15 protein-coding genes are annotated in these 17,621 nt (G+C 62.8%); 6 read left to right on the top strand and 9 right to left on the bottom strand.

Annotated features, from left to right (window positions below; all coding sequences use genetic code 11):
* Window positions 1-44 precede the first annotated feature (44 nt).
* Window positions 45-623 carry a YqaA family protein gene (locus HCO70_RS09350; RefSeq protein ID WP_172295226.1) on the top strand — a complete coding sequence of 193 codons (579 nt, stop codon included), beginning with the start codon at window positions 45-47 and terminating at the stop codon, window positions 621-623.
* Window positions 620-1,099: a disulfide bond formation protein B gene (locus HCO70_RS09355; protein WP_172295228.1), complete on the top strand. Its 480-nt coding sequence runs from the start codon at window positions 620-622 to the stop codon at window positions 1,097-1,099. The genes HCO70_RS09350 and HCO70_RS09355 overlap by 4 nt, the downstream gene beginning before the upstream one ends.
* A gap of 147 nt (window positions 1,100-1,246) precedes the next feature.
* Here HCO70_RS09355 and HCO70_RS09360 read toward each other — a convergent pair whose 3' ends face one another.
* Complete coding sequence (locus HCO70_RS09360) at window positions 1,247-2,122, bottom strand: NAD(P)-dependent oxidoreductase (RefSeq protein WP_172295230.1); 876 nt, start codon at window positions 2,120-2,122, stop codon at window positions 1,247-1,249.
* Between the two features lie 83 nt (window positions 2,123-2,205).
* Between HCO70_RS09360 and HCO70_RS09365 the strand changes: the two genes are divergently transcribed.
* Window positions 2,206-4,662 carry a penicillin acylase family protein gene (locus HCO70_RS09365; protein ID WP_172295232.1) on the top strand — a complete coding sequence of 819 codons (2,457 nt, stop codon included), beginning with the start codon at window positions 2,206-2,208 and terminating at the stop codon, window positions 4,660-4,662.
* Here the strand turns inward: HCO70_RS09365 and hflX are convergent.
* The 4 genes from hflX to trkA form a co-directional block, all read right to left on the bottom strand.
* Window positions 4,659-5,933, bottom strand: a complete 1,275-nt coding sequence (gene hflX, locus HCO70_RS09370) for a GTPase HflX (protein WP_172295234.1) — start codon at window positions 5,931-5,933, stop codon at window positions 4,659-4,661. The two genes, HCO70_RS09365 and hflX, sit on opposite strands and share 4 nt — an antisense overlap.
* A gap of 3 nt (window positions 5,934-5,936) precedes the next feature.
* Window positions 5,937-6,170 (bottom strand): RNA chaperone Hfq, encoded by a 234-nt coding sequence (hfq, locus tag HCO70_RS09375; RefSeq protein WP_172295236.1) that lies wholly within the window; start codon window positions 6,168-6,170, stop codon window positions 5,937-5,939.
* Window positions 6,171-6,321: 151 nt separating this feature from the next.
* Complete coding sequence (locus HCO70_RS09380) at window positions 6,322-7,836, bottom strand: TrkH family potassium uptake protein (protein ID WP_172295239.1); 1,515 nt, start codon at window positions 7,834-7,836, stop codon at window positions 6,322-6,324.
* Window positions 7,836-9,212: a Trk system potassium transporter TrkA gene (gene trkA / locus HCO70_RS09385; RefSeq protein ID WP_172295241.1), complete on the bottom strand. Its 1,377-nt coding sequence runs from the start codon at window positions 9,210-9,212 to the stop codon at window positions 7,836-7,838. Before trkA ends, HCO70_RS09380 begins: the two co-directional genes overlap by 1 nt.
* A gap of 306 nt (window positions 9,213-9,518) precedes the next feature.
* Here trkA and HCO70_RS09390 point away from each other — a divergent pair, with 306 nt between their 5' ends.
* The 3 genes from HCO70_RS09390 (at window position 9,519) to HCO70_RS09400 (ending at window position 11,585) form a co-directional block, all read left to right on the top strand.
* Window positions 9,519-9,833 carry a hypothetical protein gene (locus tag HCO70_RS09390; RefSeq protein WP_172295243.1) on the top strand — a complete coding sequence of 105 codons (315 nt, stop codon included), beginning with the start codon at window positions 9,519-9,521 and terminating at the stop codon, window positions 9,831-9,833.
* A gap of 444 nt (window positions 9,834-10,277) precedes the next feature.
* Entirely contained in the window at window positions 10,278-10,520 is a 243-nt protein-coding gene (locus HCO70_RS09395; RefSeq protein WP_172295245.1) for a hypothetical protein, read from the top strand.
* 189 nt (window positions 10,521-10,709) lie between these two features.
* On the top strand, window positions 10,710-11,585 hold the full coding sequence (locus HCO70_RS09400) for a hypothetical protein (RefSeq protein WP_172295247.1): 876 nt from the start codon (window positions 10,710-10,712) through the stop codon (window positions 11,583-11,585).
* A gap of 385 nt (window positions 11,586-11,970) precedes the next feature.
* Here HCO70_RS09400 and HCO70_RS09405 read toward each other — a convergent pair whose 3' ends face one another.
* The 4 genes from HCO70_RS09405 to HCO70_RS09420 form a co-directional block, all read right to left on the bottom strand.
* On the bottom strand, window positions 11,971-12,444 hold the full coding sequence (locus tag HCO70_RS09405) for a hypothetical protein (RefSeq protein WP_172295249.1): 474 nt from the start codon (window positions 12,442-12,444) through the stop codon (window positions 11,971-11,973).
* Between the two features lie 26 nt (window positions 12,445-12,470).
* Window positions 12,471-13,883, bottom strand: a complete 1,413-nt coding sequence (locus HCO70_RS09410) for a sigma-54 dependent transcriptional regulator (RefSeq protein WP_172295251.1) — start codon at window positions 13,881-13,883, stop codon at window positions 12,471-12,473.
* A gap of 10 nt (window positions 13,884-13,893) precedes the next feature.
* Window positions 13,894-16,149 (bottom strand): ATP-binding protein, encoded by a 2,256-nt coding sequence (locus HCO70_RS09415; protein ID WP_172295253.1) that lies wholly within the window; start codon window positions 16,147-16,149, stop codon window positions 13,894-13,896.
* A gap of 102 nt (window positions 16,150-16,251) precedes the next feature.
* Window positions 16,252-17,616, bottom strand: a complete 1,365-nt coding sequence (locus HCO70_RS09420; protein WP_172295255.1) for a response regulator — start codon at window positions 17,614-17,616, stop codon at window positions 16,252-16,254.
* Between the last annotated feature and the right edge of the window lie 5 nt (window positions 17,617-17,621).

The following is a 17,621-nucleotide window of genomic DNA, read 5'->3' on the forward strand; positions in this document are numbered from 1 at the left end:
GCAGGCGCAGCATGGCCAATGGGCGCAAAGGGTAAGAGGCAGGCATGATCAGGCGGCTCTACGACTGGACGATATCTCTCGCATCATCGCAGCATGCGCTCTGGGCCTTGGCTGTAATTGCGTTCATCGAAAGCTCTGTCTTTCCGATCCCGCCCGACATCCTGATGATCCCGATGATCATTGCCACACCGAAACGCGCCTTTCTCATCGCGGGCATCGCGACGGTTTCGTCCGTTCTCGGCGGTATGTTCGGTTACTATATCGGCTACGCGCTGTTCGAGACGGTCGGCCAGCCGATCCTCGAATTCTACGGCAAGGACATCTACTTCGACGAGTTCGCTCGAAAATACAACGAATGGGGCGCTTGGGCTGTGCTGGTCGCCGGCGTCACGCCCTTTCCATACAAGGTCATCACGATCATGTCGGGTGTGACCCATCTGAACATCGTCGTGTTCACATTTGCCTCGATCGTCGCGCGCGGTCTGCGATTTTTCGTCGTGGCCGCGCTGCTCTGGAAGTTCGGGGAACCAATTCGTGACTTCATCGAGCGCCGCCTGGGCTTGATGTTCACCGTCTTCATGGTGTTGTTGCTGGGCGGATTCGTGGCTTTGAAATACCTATGACTCTCTCCCGGAACTCCCTCGTACTGCTCGCCGCTGGCGGCTCGGCCGCACTGCTTCTTGGTGCATGGGGCTCGCAATACATCGGCGGGCTGGCTCCCTGCGAGATGTGCATCTGGCAGCGCTGGCCGCATGGTGCGGCCGTACTGATCGGCGCTGCCGCCCTGGTTGTCCCCTGGGCGCTGCTGCCGCTTCTTGGGGCTCTTGCCGCCCTGACCACTGGACTGATCGGCGTTTTCCACACCGGCGTGGAGCGCGGCTGGTGGGAAGGCATCACCGAGTGCTCAGGCCTCGGCGGTCTTGGTAACCTGAGCGCCGACGAGTTGATCAATCCGGCTATTGACGCGGGTCCGCCGCTTGTGCGCTGCGATCAGGTGCAGTTTGAATTTCTGAGCCTCTCAATGGCCAGCTGGAACGCGCTGATCAGCTTTGGGCTTGTCGTCATCTGGGTCATGGCCTGGCGCGCGTCAAAACGCTGAAATGCTCGCGTCTTCAGGTTAAAATACCCGCGCCATGTGCGCCCGCATTTCCCGCCTGTGCGATTGCAGAAGGTAAGACGCGTACAAAAAGCACGCGCCCACCAAAAGTTCGATGGCATTGCAGGTTCCGACCTCGTCGGAACCCGCTCAACCGTCCAGCTTGCGCAGTCGCTCCAGCAGCGAAGACGTATCCCAGCGCCCGCCCCCGATCTTCTGCACTTCCTTGTAGAATTGATCGACGAGTGCCGTGACAGGCAGTGCCGCGCCTGTCTCGTCGGCGGTCTTCAGACAGATGGCGAGGTCCTTGCGCATCCAGTCCACCGCGAAACCGTGGTCGAACTTACCGTCCAGCATCGTCTCGTAGCGGTTCACCATCTGCCACGAGCCCGCGGCCCCGCCGCCGATCACTTCCACCACTGCGCGCCCGTCCAGCCCGGCCTTCTCGGCAAAGTGCAGGCCTTCGGACAGGCCTTGCACCAGCCCGGCGATGCAGATCTGATTCACCGCCTTGCAGAGCTGGCCCGATCCGCTCTCTCCCAGCCGCTTGCATAGCTTGGCATAGCATCCCATCACCGGCTCAGCCCGCGCATACGCCCCTTCGTCGCCGCCACACATGATGACGAGCTGGCCGTTCTCGGCCCCGGCCTGCCCACCGGAAACCGGTGCATCGACGAAGGACACCTGCGAATCGTTGGCGACCTCGAAAAGTTCGCGGGTCACTGCGGGAGACACCGTCGTGTGGTCGACGAAGACCGTTCCGGCCGTCATCCCGGCAAATGCGCCGTGGTCCCCTAGGCAGACCGAGCGCAGGTCGTCATCGTTGCCGACACAGGCCATCACGAATGCGGCACCCGCCGCCGCTTCACGCGGCGTTCGCTTGGCGCTGCCGCCATGCTGCTCAACCCAACTCTCCGCCTTGGCGAAGGTCCTGTTGTAAACGGTAACCTCATGCCCGTTGGCGGCGAGGTGCCCTGCCATGGGGTATCCCATGACCCCGAGGCCCAGAAATGCGACTTTCGCCATGACCTTCACTCTCCCATTGCGGTGACTGCTGACCCCGACTAACTAACGGCCCCAATCAAGCGGTCAACCCGGGGAACGCGCACATGGCCACAGCCTTTCGATGGCTTCTGAGGCTCTTCGGGGTCGTCGCCGGTCTGGCCATCATCGCGCTGTTCCTGGGCTATTACTTTGCGTCGCGTTCCCTGCCCGACTACTCGGCAACGGTCCGGGTCGATGGTTTGAGCGCGCCGCTGGAGATCGTGCGGGACCATGCGGATGTACCGCATATTTTCGGCGAAACTGACGCCGACGTGTACTTCGGCCTTGGCTATGCCCATGCGCAAGACCGCCTCTGGCAGATGATGATGATGCGCCGGACCGCACAAGGGCGGCTATCGGAGATATTCGGCCGGCGCACCTTCCGGTTCGATGAACTGATGCGGCGGCTCGATATCTACAATCTCGCGGTCCAGTCGGTGGAGGTTCAGGACGCGCAGACCATCTTCGCGCTAGAGGCCTATGCCGCTGGCGTAAACGCCCGGCTCGCCCAGATCAACGAAGGCTCACTGGGCCGTGGCGCGCCAGAGTTCTTCCTGTTTCCACCCCAGATCGCGCCATGGCAGCCGGCCGATTCCTTGGCGATCGTCAAGCTGATGGCACTGCAGTTGTCCGGCCACATTGCCGAAGAGGTACTGCGTGCCCGCACATCCCTGCTCCTTTCGCCGGAGCGGCTGCGCGACATCCTGCCCGACAGCCCCGGCCCCGGCATCGCGGCCCTGCCGGAATATGCCAGCTTGTTTCCGGACGTTCCAAAATACGCAGAGGTCGCTCCGGAAACCGATCCGCTGGCGCCCTACGCCCCTCGCGGGCTTTCCGGCGCCTCCAACGCCTGGGCTGCCGCACCAAACCGCTCGGCCAGCGGCGGAACACTGCTGGCAAACGATCCACATCTGGGTTTCACGGCACCGTCCACCTGGTATCTTGCCCGGCTTGAACTGCAATCCGGGGGAGTAATCGGCGGCACGATTCCGGGCATGCCCATCGTGCTGGTCGGGCGGTCAGAGCACTTCGGCTGGGGCGTCACTTCCTCCTACCTTGACGATCAGGATCTCCATATTGAGGAGGTGAACCCCGACAATCCCGGCGAGGTTCGCACGCCCACCGGCTTCAAGCCGATGGAGACACGGCCGTCGATCATCCAGATCAAGGACTCTGTTCCGGTCACTATCGATCTGCAATGGACAGAGAATGGCCCGGTCCTGCCCGGAAACCAGTACGGCCTGTCTTCAATCACACCGCCCGGCCACGTTGTCTCGCTCTCCTGGACCGCTCTGTCGGGCCGGGACACGTCGATGAGCGCGGCCATCGAACTGATGCAGGCGAAATCCGTGGAGGAAGGCTTAAAGGCGGGCGAACGATTCATTGCACCCAGCCAGAACCTCGTTCTGGCCGATGCCGAAACCATCGCGATGAAGACGGTGGGCGTGATGCCGCGACGCGACGCATCGCACCAGACCAAAGGGCGTATTCCTTCGCCCGGGTGGCTCGACGTGAACCGCTGGCATGGCACAATGAACTACCAGGCCAACCCCGAGTTCGTCTCGCCCGCGGGCGGAATTCTTGGTAACACCAACAATAAGACTGTTGAACGCCCCTTCCCACTGCACATCTCCTACGACTGGGGCGACACCCAGCGCATCCAGCGCTGGCGCCGGCTCATGCAGGCGCGCGAGGTGCATACCCGCGAAAGCTTCATCGAGGCGCAGCTCGACACGGTCTCTTACGCCGCGCGTTCATTGCTTCCCCTTGTTGCCGCCAACCTCTGGTTCACCGGAGAAGCCGCACCTGCGGGCACCCCTGAACGTCGGCGGCAGGAGGCGCTGCAACTGCTTGCCGACTGGAACGGCGAGATGAACGAGCATCTACCCGAACCGCTGATCTACTACGCCTGGATGCGCGCGCTGCAGGACCGGCTGGTCCGTGATGAGCTTGGCCTGCTGGCGCAGGATTACACCCATGTCGATCCCGTTTTCATCGAGCGCGTGTTCCGGAATGTGCAGGGCGCTGGCGTCTGGTGCGACGTGATCCAGTCAGCGGCGGAGGAAACCTGCACGGACATCGCGCGCATGGCGCTGGACGATGCCCTGATCTGGATCGGCGAGAACTACCCGGGTTCGCTGGAGTCGCTGCGCTGGGGCAATGCGCACCAGGCAACGCATGACCATCAGGTGCTGGGCGACGTACCGGTCCTGGGCTGGATCGTGAATATCCGTCAGTCGACCTCCGGCGGCGATCAGACCCTCATGCGAGGGCGCGTCTCGGGCCGTGACCCGGAACCATTCCTGAACGTTCACGGTGCCGGATATCGGGGTATCTACGATTTTGCGGACCCGGACAGCTCTGTCTTCATCATCGCCACTGGCCAGTCGGGCCATCCGCTCAGCCGCCACTATGACGACCTGGGCGAGCTTTGGCGCCGCGGCGAGTACATTCCGATGTCTCTGGACCCGCAGCTGGCACGCGCGGCGGCGGTCGGGATCACCACATTGGTCCCACGCTAAAGGTCGCGGTACCGCTTCTCCTGCCGGGGCGTCCAGCGGACGTGCAGGTCGAAACCCGCCTCGGTCTGCACTTCCTTCTCGATCACGCCCTGATCGTGAAGCCATGCGCGCCGCCTGCCCTCGGCGAAATCGAGATGCAGGTCGCGCTCCACCTTCGGTTCTTCGAGCGTGTCCGAAACCGCCTGGAACAGCGTTTCAAGCCCGTCACCGGTCCAGGCCGACACGGCGAACACGTCCGGATGCCGCTCTGCCTGAGCCAGCAACGCCTCACGGCGCTCGCCCTCGACGAGGTCGATCTTGTTCCAGACCTCGACCATCGGCGTCTCTTCCCCAACACCAAGTTCAGCCAGAATGGTCTCGACATCCTCCGCCTGATTATCGGTCTCGGAATGCGAAATGTCGCGCACATGCAGGATCAGGTCGGCCGCCAGCACCTCTTCCAGCGTGGCACGGAACGCCGCGACCAGTTGCGTCGGCAGATCGGATATGAACCCCACCGTGTCCGACAGTATCACTTCCCGACCGGACGGCAGGGTGACACCGCGCATCGTCGGGTCCAAAGTGGCGAAAAGCATGTCTTTGGCCATCACAGCTGCGCCGGTCATCCGGTTGAAAAGTGTAGACTTTCCGGCGTTCGTATAGCCCACCAATGCGACAACGGGGAACGGTACCTTGCGTCGGGCTGCACGGTGCAGTTCCCGCGTCTTGACCACTTTTTCCAACTGCCGCTTCAGGCGTGTCAGCTGATCGTCGATGGCACGACGGTCGGCCTCGATCTGGGTTTCACCAGGGCCGCCGACAAACCCAAGCCCGCCGCGCTGCCTTTCCAGGTGCGTCCAGGCCCGCACCAGCCGCGTCCGCTGGTAGGACAGCGCCGCCATCTCGACCTGCAGAACACCTTCCCGGGTACGCGCACGATCCGAGAAAATTTCAAGGATCAGGCCCGTCCGGTCCAGGATCTTGACCTTCCAGACCTTTTCCAGATTGCGCTGCTGTACTGGCGAAACCGGGCCGTCGATCAGAACCAGGTCGATCTCGACCTCTTTCAGCCGCGCACCAAGTTCCTCGACCTTGCCCGACCCGAACAGCTGCCCAGGTTGCGCCTTGGGCAGGCGCACGATCTCGGCCCCCACCACCTCCAGACCCGGCAAAGCCGCGGCCAGGGCCACGGCTTCTTCAAGCGCGGGTTGCGGGTCCCGCGCGTCACGGTCGGTCTGGATGTGAGGATGCAGAACCCAGGCACGGGTTATGTCTGCGTCAACCTCACTCACGCCTTAGTCGTCGCCCTCGTACAGGCTGATCGGCTGAGACGGCATGATAGTCGAAATCGCGTGCTTGTAGACAAGCTGCGACTGTCCGTCGCGGCGCAAGAGCACGCAGAAATTGTCGAACCAGGTGATTACACCTTGGAGTTTCACACCGTTGATCAGAAAAATCGTCACCGAGACCTTGGTCTTCCGGACATGATTCAGAAATGCATCCTGCAAATTCTGCTTGTCGGCAGCCATTGGTTGTTACCCTTTTTTATACTCTGCCGCGGACTGTCCCGCTTTTCATCTCTGCAAGTATGTACGGGAACATAACGGGATTCCAGCCCCAAAAATGGGCCGGTTCCGATTGAAAATCGGGCAAAATCGTCCGGCTGAACGCTCTGGGCCCTCAGCTGCGCCAGAATTCGGGATTCAGAAGCGCGATGATCGCCAGCGTCTCAAGCCGCCCTAGAACCATCGAACCGATGAGGATCGCTTTCGCAAGGTCGCTCAACTCGGAATAGCTGATTGGCGCTTCGGCGGCGACCGCAGCCAGCGGTCCGGTATTCGACAGCGCGGCAATTGTCAGGACCACTGACGTGTCGAAGCCCAGACCCGTTAAAGACAAAGCCAACATCACCACCGCGATGGTGATCGCAAACAACATGAAGAAGATCCATGCGATGTAGGCACCACGGTTGCGCAGATACCGCGCCAGCGCACCGGAGCCGCCGATAGACGACGGATAAACCAGTTTCTCAAGCTCTCGCAGACCGTGCTTGTACAGCGCATAGACCCGCAGCAGCTTTACCCCGCCTGCCGTGGTCGCCACCCCACCGCCAATCAGCGCCAGCCCCATAAGGATCAGCCCCGGAGTGTGCAGTCCGGACCAGCTCTGCGCGCTGTCCCAGGAGTTGCTTACGAAACCCGTGGTCGACAGGAAAGATAGAACAGTGAAAAGGCTACCCCACAGGGCCTGCAGCCCCTGCCCGAACGATTGGCCGGCTTCGACTTCGAAGGCACCCCACCAGTGACGCAGGAACAGGAACACCGGCACAATCACCACAAGGCCGACAGCCATCCGTATCTCGGGATCATGGCGGAGGCGGCGCCGACGGCTGATGTTACCCTCTCGCTCAAATGTACGTCGAGAAAGGGCAAACCCGAAAAACAGAAATATCAGAACCTCGCCGGCAAACCCCGAACCGGCTCCTTCAAGCCCTCCCTTCGGAGAGATGCCGCTGGTCGCCAAGGTGGACATTGCGTGGCATATGGCTGTCAGCGCAGTATCGCCGGCTATCAGCAGCGCAACCCACAGTACTAGCGTCAGTACCAGATAGATCGGCAGCAGCTGCAGTCCGTACCGTCGAAGCCGCGCCGGAGCGTCGGCGAGCTCGATGATCTGAGTGATGCGACCGGTCCGCTCCGTCCTGTCTCCCAGCACCTCGTACCCGCCTAGGTTCAAAGGTGCCAGAATCGCGATCGCCGTCACCCAGACCAGAAATCCGCCCATCCACCCGACCATTGCGCGCCACAGATGCGCGGCCCCGCTCAATCTCGCCGGGTCGTCATAGATGGTCGCGCCGGTAGTGGTCAGTGACGAAACCATCTCGAAATAGGCATTTAGGAAGCGCGTGTCTCCAACCGACTCGTAGATTGGCACAGCGAGTATGACCGGCAAGACCAGGTAGGCGCCCAAGAGTGCCAACAGGTGGCTTCGCGCCTGCCGTCGGGGCGCAAAGTTGACCATTGCCACACCGATCATCGCAGTCAGACCGAGAAAGATCAGTGAAGAGTGCAGAAAGACCCTTGCGCTATCCCAGTCGCGTGCGGCGGTGGCATATGCGGCGGGCAGCAGCATCGCCGCCGCCCCGATACCCATGAGGTGAACCAGCAGCGGAAGGCGGTACAGGTGCTCGCGCATCAGAAGTAGTCGATCGAGACCTGCAACAGCCGCTCGACCTCCGGCACGTCCGCCGCCATGGAGAAGATGGCGATCACATCACCCTCCTCGATCCGCATCCTGCCTGTCGGTCGCAGCACTTCGCCCTGCTTCATCACTGCGCCGATCAGCACGCCTTCCGGAAAGTCGATATCACGAAGCAATTGACCGGAAATCGGCGAAGTCGAAAGAACCTGCGCTTCGATCACTTCCGCCTCGGCATCGCCGATCGAATAGACGTTGCGCACCCGCCCGTGACGGATGTGGCGCAGGATCGAGCTGACCGTCGTGGATCGCGGGTTGATGTAGGCGTCGATGTCCAGCGGCACCATCAGCGAAGTCAGCGTCGGATCGTTGACCAGGCAGATCGCCAGCTTGGCCCCCGCCGCCTTGGCCCGAACGCAGGCCAGAATATTGGTCTTGTCGTCGTCTGTTACCGCGAGGATGGCATCGGCACGCTCGATGTTGGCCTCTTCCAGGAGCTCCATGTTCAGGCCGTCGCCGTTCAGAACGATGGTGCGTTCCAGCGAGTCCGCGGCACGCTCTGCCACGTCGCGGCTGCGCTCGATCACCTTGACCCGCACGCGGTCCGTCCGGCCTTCGAGGGCGCGGGCCACGGCGAGGCCGACATTGCCGCCGCCGACGATCACGGCGCGGTTTGTCTTGGTGACTTCCTTGCCGAAGATCTCCAGCGCCCGGTCGCTGTCTTCGGTGTGGGAGAAGACATAGACCTCGTCGTCCGGAAAAAGCTGGTCGCCGGATTCCGGGGCGAAGAGCCGGCCGCCGCGGCGGACGCCGACGACGATGGCCCGCAGGGTGGAGAAAAGATCGGAGAGCTGGCGCAGCGGTGTGTTCACGACCGGGCAGTCGTCATCCAGGAGAATGCCCATCAACTGCGCCTTGCCGTCGAGAAAGCTCTCGGTGTCGAAGGCGGCCGGGTGTGCGAGGCGGCGGAGGGCGGCGTCGGCGACCTCGCGTTCGGGCGAGATGACCACGTCGATGGGCATGTGCTCGCGCCGGTAGAGGTCGGAATAGAGGGCGTTGAGGTAGGACTGCGAGCGCAGGCGGGCGATCTTCTTCGGCACCGAGAAGACCGAGTGGGCCACCTGGCAGGTGACCATGTTGACCTCGTCGGAATGGGTGGCGGCGATGACCATGTCGGCGTCGCGGGCGCCGGCCTGGTCGAGGACGTCCGGATAGGAGGCGAAGCCGGCGATGCCCTGCACATCGAGGGTGTCGGTGGCGCGGCGGACGAGGTTGGGGTTGTTGTCGACGACGGTCACGTCGTTCCTCTCCCCCGAGAGATGCCGCGCGATCTGCCAGCCGACCTGGCCCGCGCCGCAGATGATGACCTTCATGGGCTCCCGCCTCGCCGCTTCCGGGACCTAACCGATGGCAGAAGCCGGGTCCGGGGTCAATCCGGGCCGCATCCGATCCGGGGCGTCCCCATGGGGACGGGGGGTCAAGTGCTTGATTTCAGGCATGTTAGCGCAAACGTCGGGTGAGGACGCAGCGCCGACGGGGACGACCGGCCGGGCAGACGGCGCCCCGGCACCGCCGCGGCGGCAAGGCGGGATTCCGCCTGCCGGCGGCGGAAAGATAGCCAGCCCGCCACGCAGACAATAGCCTTTCCCGAAACAGGTCGCAGACCGAGGGAGGACAACATGCGGACATTCACCGGACTGATCGCGGGAACGGCCGCGCTGCTGGCGCTTGCGGGATGCGAGGACGAGCCCGCCCCCGCACCGCCGCCCCCGCCGCCCGCCGGGCTGCCCCTGTTCGGCGACGGATACCGCGGAGACGGCGACGCCTGCCGCCGGGTCGGCGAAAGCGAAGTCACGGCGGAATTCCTCGACGACGCGGCCGACCTTGTCGCCTGCCCCGTCGGAACCGATCCGGGCCTGTTCGCCTCGGAAACCGGCGGCCGCGAGGTCGCGCGGCACATGGGCTACATCCTGTTCAGCGTGCCGCGCCGGTAGGGGAAGGCTGGCGGAGGGGGTGTCAGAGGATGCAAGGTTGTGGGTGGGCGAAGGTTGGAGTTGTGGGTGGGCGAAGGTTGGATTGGTGGACGATGCGGACACTCACCAATTCAAGAAGTGTCGTATGGTTTCAGCCCTGAGCCGCCGTTCATCACAAACGCAGTGAACGGCAACTGCGAGCCCTTCCTGATCATTTGACGGGCTGCGGCGAACGGCGGCTCTCGCGAGCAGCCTAAATACGTGCCAGAACCACATGGGTTTTGCTTTGGGGTTCTGTCGCGGCTAACCTTCTGTAGTGGCAGGCACCCTTAGGGAGGAACAGAAACGACCGTTTGTGGCACTCAGTCCTAAGCAGGCTACAAAAAGCTTTTTTGTTGACTTGCCAAATTACCAGCCACTAGTTCGATTGATCACGTCCAGAAGCTCCTTGACGAGGGTTCATCTTTGAAACGTATCCGCGAGAACGATGATGGCAGCGAAACTGTATTTGTGCCTGTGGAGTTCGACACGATGGGCCCTTACCGGGCCGAGATAGCCGTCGAGTCACTGGATGAGCTTCGTGATCTGAAGCGATCCGGAAAGCTAATCGCCCTGCGCATGATCGAACAGGACAGAACTCCAGGAGTGCAACCGCAACGTAATCTAGTGCCTTGGCGAGAGATCCAAGATTTTAACTGGAATTCCTAAAAGCTACCGTTTATGGCGCGATATCTTGGGATATGCTCGTGCCCCTAGAAGATCTGAACTACCTTAAGCGTACGAAGGCGCTTGTCCTGCTGGTGGTCGAGATTAATCGGTACGAGGTGGCAGCACATCCCTTACATCAACGCGGTGATAGTAGTGATGTAGGCCCGAACCTTTAACGAAAGACAGGACGTGGCAGCCCACTATTACTCACCGGACGATCCAGAAAACTACATTACGCCATCCAGGCTCAAGCGCCTCGGTCGGAAGAAGCAGTTCGAGTACATGGTCCACTGGTTTCGGGGCATGTTTGAAGACCCTCAGAACGAGATGCCCTACGCGGACAAGGAAGACCCTGGCGACTCTCCCTATCGCTATCCTTGGGGCGGACCTTACGATGCCGACGAACAGCTCCAAGACGAGTTTAGCGGCATAGTGCCCATTGAGGTTATCCAGGAAGCCGTCCAAGAGGTACAGTCAGACGGCACGCTAGAATGGGCACCAGGTCCAAATCACCCTGATCAGATAGCCGCCCGCGAAGAGGCAATGGCCGAACACTATGACGAGCTCCCTCCCCCGGCCTTAGAGGACATTCAGCGGCGGATAGAAAACGGCGTCGTTCCTTCCTTTGGCAACCCGCTTGAACGCGAGGAACGCGAGGCGTTGCGCCGCGAACTGGCGGAGCTGCGCGCGCTCCTCGCTCAAGACCCGCAGCCGCATGGCGGAATTGGCCACAATCAACCGCCAGAGCAACTGGCACTGACGGTCGACCTGAAGATCGAAGCAACCGTTGCCATCGACGAGATGGATGCAGAGCTTGCAAAGGAAATGCCCAACGTAGAGGTCGTGGTCGACGCGGCAGGACGGTTGCAAAAAGTCCTCTCCTGGATCGGCAAGAAACTGGATAAGTCCGTCGATAGCTTCATGGCTGCGATTGGCTCAGCGAGCGGTGTCGCGGTCGTCGGCAGCGTCACTGCTCAGCTCGCAGGGGTTCCGGTCGTTGAGAAGATCGGCCAGGTGGTGGGGACAGCCCTGCATTGGCTGAACACTGTCACCCTGCCCTTCTGAGTGACGTGTCTGCGATTAAAGTCCGGCTGAGCTGGCGCGTGTTCTTCGGAGCTGCCTTCACTGCTGCAGACTAGGAGACGGACAGGGTTCTGCGTCAAGAAGTTGGTGCGGCCTGCAAGCCGGAAGGCTGAGGACACGGCCCCTTGATGCCGGTGCCTCAGCTCGGGCGCGTTTTCGGTCGTTTGTGCCCATGGTTTCCGTCACCGACAAAAATGACCGCTTATGTCCCACGCCGGGAGCTGCCGTTCATCGAAGGTCAGCTTGGTCCGCCAAGCGGACGTTGGTGATTTGCGCAGCGAATGATCGCTTACCGCCCATCGCGTCAATTGCCGCGCAGTTCGCCGAATTCGAAAAAGCTCTTTCCAGCCCCTTCCGCGAACGGCCATCAATTCCCCTGCGGCATCACCGTCAGCATCTCGCCGGCGCTCCAGGTCACGGCTTCGTAGCAGAGCTGCGCGCCTGCGCCGCCGCACCAGCCTCCGTCGCGGGCGATGAGCAGGACGGGGCGGCCATCCCAGTCGGTCAGGCGCCAGCCTTCGGCCTGGTAGGACCAGGACCGGTCGCCAATGACCGCGTGCAGCAGGCAGCCGCCAGAGCCGCAGAACATCGACGCGCCGGAGCTGCAGCTGAACCGGCTTTCGTCGATCAGCGTGTCCATCGCGCCGTCGCCGGTCAGGTCCGCCTGCGCGACCGCGTCCCGCGGGTCGAACGCGCCGTTCTCGAAGCTGGCGCAGGTCGCGGCGGCCTCGGCCAGTATGTCGGCGACCGGATCGGCCCGGGCCGCGCCGGACATGCCGATGGCCAGGGCGGCCGCCATCAGGGTGCCCGCTGCCACGGGCAGGAACCTCTTTACACGCATGATTGCCTCCCTCTGCCGTGCCGGTCCTAGCCGGCCTTGACGGTTTCCTCCTCGACGGTCGCGATACGGCTGCCGGCCTTGTTCGTGGTCACGACGCCCAGCGACTTGAGCTTGCGGTGCAGCGCCGAGCGTTCCATGCCGACGAAGCTGGCCGTGCGGGAGATGTTGCCGCCGAACCGGTTGATCTGGGTCAGCAGGTATTCCCGCTCGAACAGTTCGCGCGCCTCGCGCAGCGGCAGCGTGGCGAGCGAGCCGGAGAGCACGACCTTGCCCTCCTCCTGCCCCGCCGGTTCGCTCTGCGGGAGTTCGGTGGCGGTGATCGGGCCGGTGCCCTCGCCGAGGATCAGCACGCGCTCGATCACGTTCTTCAGCTGGCGGACGTTGCCGGGCCAGACCATCGTCTGCAGAAGCGCGATGGCGTCGTCGCTGACATCGCGGAGCGGCAGGCCCTGGGTCTTGTTGAACGCCTCGATGAAATGGCCGGCGAGCAGCGGGATATCCTCGCGGCGGTCTTCCAGCGACGGCACCTGGATCGGGACGACGTTCAGGCGGTGGTACAGTTCCTGGCGGAAGGTGCCTGCGTCGATCTCCGTCTCGAGGTCGCGGTTGGTGGACGAGATCACGCGCATGTCGACGCGGACCTTGTCGGTGCCGCCGACCCGCTGGAACTGCTGTTCGACAAGGACGCGCAGGATCTTGGACTGGGTGCCGAGCGGCATGTCCGCGACCTCGTCGAAATAAAGCACACCGCCGTGGGCCTGTTCGAGGAAGCCCGGTTCCACGCCGCGATCCGCGCCCTCGCGGCCGAACAGGACCTCTTCCATCCGTTCGGGTTCGATCGAGGCGCAGTTGACGGTCACGAACGGGGCCTGCGCGCGGTTGGAATTGGCGTGGATATAGCGCGCGGCGACTTCCTTGCCGGCGCCGGCGGGGCCGGTCAGCATCACGCGGCCGTTGGATTTGGTCACCTTGTCGAGGTTGTTTTTCAGTGCCTTGAAGGAGGAACTTGATCCGACCATCTCTGTCGGGCCCTCGTCGCGGCGCTTCAGTTCCGAGTTCTCGCGGCGCAGGCGGGAGGTTTCCATCGCGCGGCCGATGACGACCATGAGCTGGTCGATGTTGAACGGTTTCTCGATGAAGTCGTAGGCGCCCTGCTTGATGGCCGCGACCGCGATCTCGATATTGCCGTGGCCGGAAATGATGACGATCGGGATGCCGGGATTGTCGCGCTTGACGGTCTTGAGGATGTCGATGCCGTCCATCCGGCTGTCCTTGAGCCAGATGTCGAGGATCATGAGCGCCGGCGGCTCGGTGTTGATCGAGGCCATGCACTCGTCGGAATTCGCGGCGAGGCGGGTCGTGTAGCCTTCGTCTTCGAGAATGTCGGAGATCAGTTCGCGGATATCGCGTTCGTCGTCGACTATCAGAATATCGCTCATGACTGCTTCCTCATATGGCCATTTCCTGGTTTTTGGGGGTGTTTTCCTGCGGCACCAGCGGCAGGCGAATTTCGGCACGGGCGCCGCTGCGGGCGCCCGGGGCAAACGGTTCCGCGTCGATGAGCGACAGGGTTCCCCCGTGCTCCTCGACGATCTTCTTGACGATGGAGAGGCCCAGTCCGGTGCCCTTTTCGCGCGTCGTTACATAGGGTTCGAACAGGCGCGACCGGTCCGGCGGCAGGCCGATGCCGTTGTCATCAATGGTTATAATGGCGCTGGTGCGACCGATGCGCATGGCAACGCGCACCTCGCCGGGATAGTCGGCATCCTCCGAAGATTCGCGATAGCTTTCAACCGCTTCTCCGGCGTTCTTGATCAGGTTCGTCAGCGCCTGGCTGATCATCGTGGCGTCGATATCGGCGAGCACCCGATCATCCGGCAGGTCAGCCGTAACGGTAACGCCCTGCTGCTGCGCATCCTCCTGCAACAGCACCGCGTCACGAAGGATGCCGGTCAGGTCCTGTACCTTGCGGTCCGGTTCGGGCATGCGGGCAAACTTGGAGAACTCGTCGACGATCCTCCGCAGGTCGTTCGTCTGGCGAATGATGACCTCGGTCATCTGGGTCAGGCGTTCGGCATCCTCGACTTCGCGGACGAACTTGCGCTGGATGCGTTCCGCCGAGAGCTGGATCGGGGTCAACGGGTTCTTGATCTCGTGCGCGATGCGGCGGGCGACATCGCCCCAGGCCGCCATACGCTGGGCCGAGACCAGGTCGGTCACATCGTCGAATGCAATCACGAAGCCTTCCAGCTTGCCATCATCCGTACGCCGGGTGGCCATGCGGACCAGCAGGTTCTCGAGCTTCCCCTGCCTCAGCATCTTGATCTCTTCCTGAACGGTTTCCGAGATACCGCTGCGCAGACGCTTGAACAGAGGGTCGAATTCAGGAACCACTTCGGCCAGCCGGCCGGAATGCATATCGGGGTCGAGGCCAAGCAGCCTGGCCGCGGACCGGTTGATGAAGGTCACGTGCCCGGAATCGTCCAGCCCCATCACGCCGGCGGTGATCGAGCTCAGCACGGAATCGAACAGCCGCCGCCGCGCCTCGATCTGAGCGTTGGCCTCAAGCATAGTGTTGCGCTGAGCTTTCAGCTGGCGGGTCATCTGGTTGAAGATGCGCCCGAGCATGGCGATTTCGTCATCGCCCTTCTCTTCACGCAGCTGCACGTCCAGGTCGCCAGCCCCGACACGCTGTGCGGCGCCGGCCAGACGCCCCACCGGACCCGAGAGGCGTTCTGCGAACCACAGGCCCAGCCAGATCGACGCCATCACGAGGATCACGGCAAAGCCCAGATAGAGCAATCCGAATTCGAAAACGATGCGCCCGCGTTCGCTTTCCAACTGGGTGTAGAGGTGAACCGTCTCCTGAGTATCATCGAGCAGGTTCAGGATCTCTCCGTCGACCTCGCGCGAGACATAAAGATAGCGGTCGAGATAGGCGTCCAGTGCGACGATCGCGCGGAATTCGTTGTTGTCCCAGTCCTCGATGACCACGGTCCCGCCTTCGAGCGCCTGTTCCAGCAGGCCGGTGTCCGGCTCTTCGAAATCGAACAGGTAGCTGCGTTCGCCCCTCGCCCGGATCTCTCCGGCGCCGTTGATCACGTAGGCTTCCCGCAGCCCCCGCTGAATCTGTGCCTGGCCCTGGGTCAGGATCTGCCGCAACTGGCCGTCCGAGACGAAGAAGGTCGCGCGACGGGCCCGGTTGAGGTAGTCGGCCAGCGCCTCGGCATCCGTCCGCAGATCGCGGCGGTGTTCCTCTTCGTACGCTTCCGCCGCGCTGAGCGAGGCGCCGAGGACGGTGCGCACGCGGTCAGAGAACCAGCCTTCAAGGCCGAAATTCACCGTGATGACGGCGAAGACGGCCACAAGGATCGCCGGGGCCAGGGCGACGATTGCGAAAACGCCCGTCAGCCTCAGGTGCAGGCGCGAGCCGGCGGATTGCGCGCGGCGCGCGGCGATCATCGCCGCCACACGCTGCAAAACCAGCCCTGCGATCAGCATGACGTAGACGAAGTCGGCCAGAAGCACGAGGCGCAACGCCAGCCCGGACGTGCCCTGGTTCAGCGGCCCAAGAACCAGGAAAGTCGCCGCCGCGAGCAAAGGTCCCAGAATGACCAGCCCGAGGGTGGCCGCGTTCTGCACCTTGCGCTGTCGGCGGAGCCTGCTCAGACGCTCCCATTTGAGACTACGTACGGCTGTGCGCACGAGACTCACCTCACTATCTCGCCGCACTCCGGCGACGCTACCGCAAAATCTGGTGGCCTTTTCCGCTGCCTGCGGCGCCTATGCCACTCTTCTGTTGCCGTTTTACATCAACTTGCGGCGGCGTGTCACCTGAATATCCAGATCGGTGATCTTTTTTCTTAACGTATTACGGTTAATTCCAAGCAGATCGGCGCATTTGGCCTGGTTTCCGCCCGTCGCATCGAGTGCGATTTCTATAAGCGGGAGTTCAACTTCCTTGAGGATCCTCGTGTAAAGTCCGGGGGGCGGCAGGACGCCGCCATGCAGGTCGAAATAACGGCGCAGATGCTTGGCGACGCTGGACGACAGCTTGTCGCCGTCGCCTCCACCCTGCAGAGGCTCCATCGCTGGCTGGTTCCCGAGCACCTGCTCGGTCTCGCTGCGGCTGATTTCCTCTTCGGTAGAAGTCACCAGCAGCCTGCGGATCGTGTTCTCCAACTGGCGCACGTTGCCCGGCCACGAATAGGCGCGGATCAGGTCAAGCGCCGGTTCGGAGAAGCGCCGCGCCGGCAGACCGTCGCGTTCCGCGCGCGACAGAAAATGCTCTGCCAGCAACGGGATATCGTCCACTCTTTCCCTAAGGCTGGGCACGTTCAGAGTCACCCCGGAGAGGCGGTAGAACAGATCCTGCCGGAAGGCGCCGTTTTCCATCTTGGAGGCGAGATCGGCCTGGCTGGTGGCCATGACGCGCGGCGCGTTGTCGGTGAAGCTGTCCAGCATGCGGACGATTCGGGCTTGCGCCTCGTCATCCAGATCGCCCACCTCGTCGAACAGGATGGAGCCGTTCTTGGCCCGCGACAGCAGCGTGGAGGGGCCATCCATCGTTGCCAGATCCGCTGCGCCCGCAACCACGAACGGCAGCGTGCGGCGGTCGGAAAAGTCGTGGATCGCACGGGCGATCAGCGATTTCCCGGTCCCCGATTCGCCGGTGATCAGCACCGCAAGCTCGGTGTTCATCACCCGCGCCACGAGCCGGTACAGCGCCTGCATCGCGGGCGTGCGGCCGACCAGCGGCAGGTCGTCCTGCGTCTGCTCGCCATTCACCCGCTTGGGCGTTGCGCGCCGCTTGACCTCGAGCGCGCGCGCGGCGCGCTTCATCAGGTCCGGCAGGTCGAAGGGCTTGGGCAGGTAATCGTAGGCGTCCTTCTCGGCCGCCTGGATCGCCGTCATGATCGTGTTCTGGGCCGAGATCACGATGACCGGCAGGCCCGGACGTTCCTCTGCGATCTTCGGAAGCGCGTCGAGGCCGTTGCCGTCGGGCATGACGACGTCGGAAATCACGAGGTCGCCCTTCCCCTCCTCGACCCAGCGCATCAGCGTCACCATCGAGGATGTCGCATGCACCTTGCAGCCCGCGCGGGTCAGAGCCTGAGTCAGGACCGTGCGGATCGTGCGGTCGTCATCGGCGACAAGTACCGTGCCGTCCATCTAAA

It is taken from the genome of Pseudoruegeria sp. HB172150 (genome assembly GCF_013184805.1).
Classification (GTDB): Bacteria; Pseudomonadota; Alphaproteobacteria; order Rhodobacterales; family Rhodobacteraceae; genus Psychromarinibacter.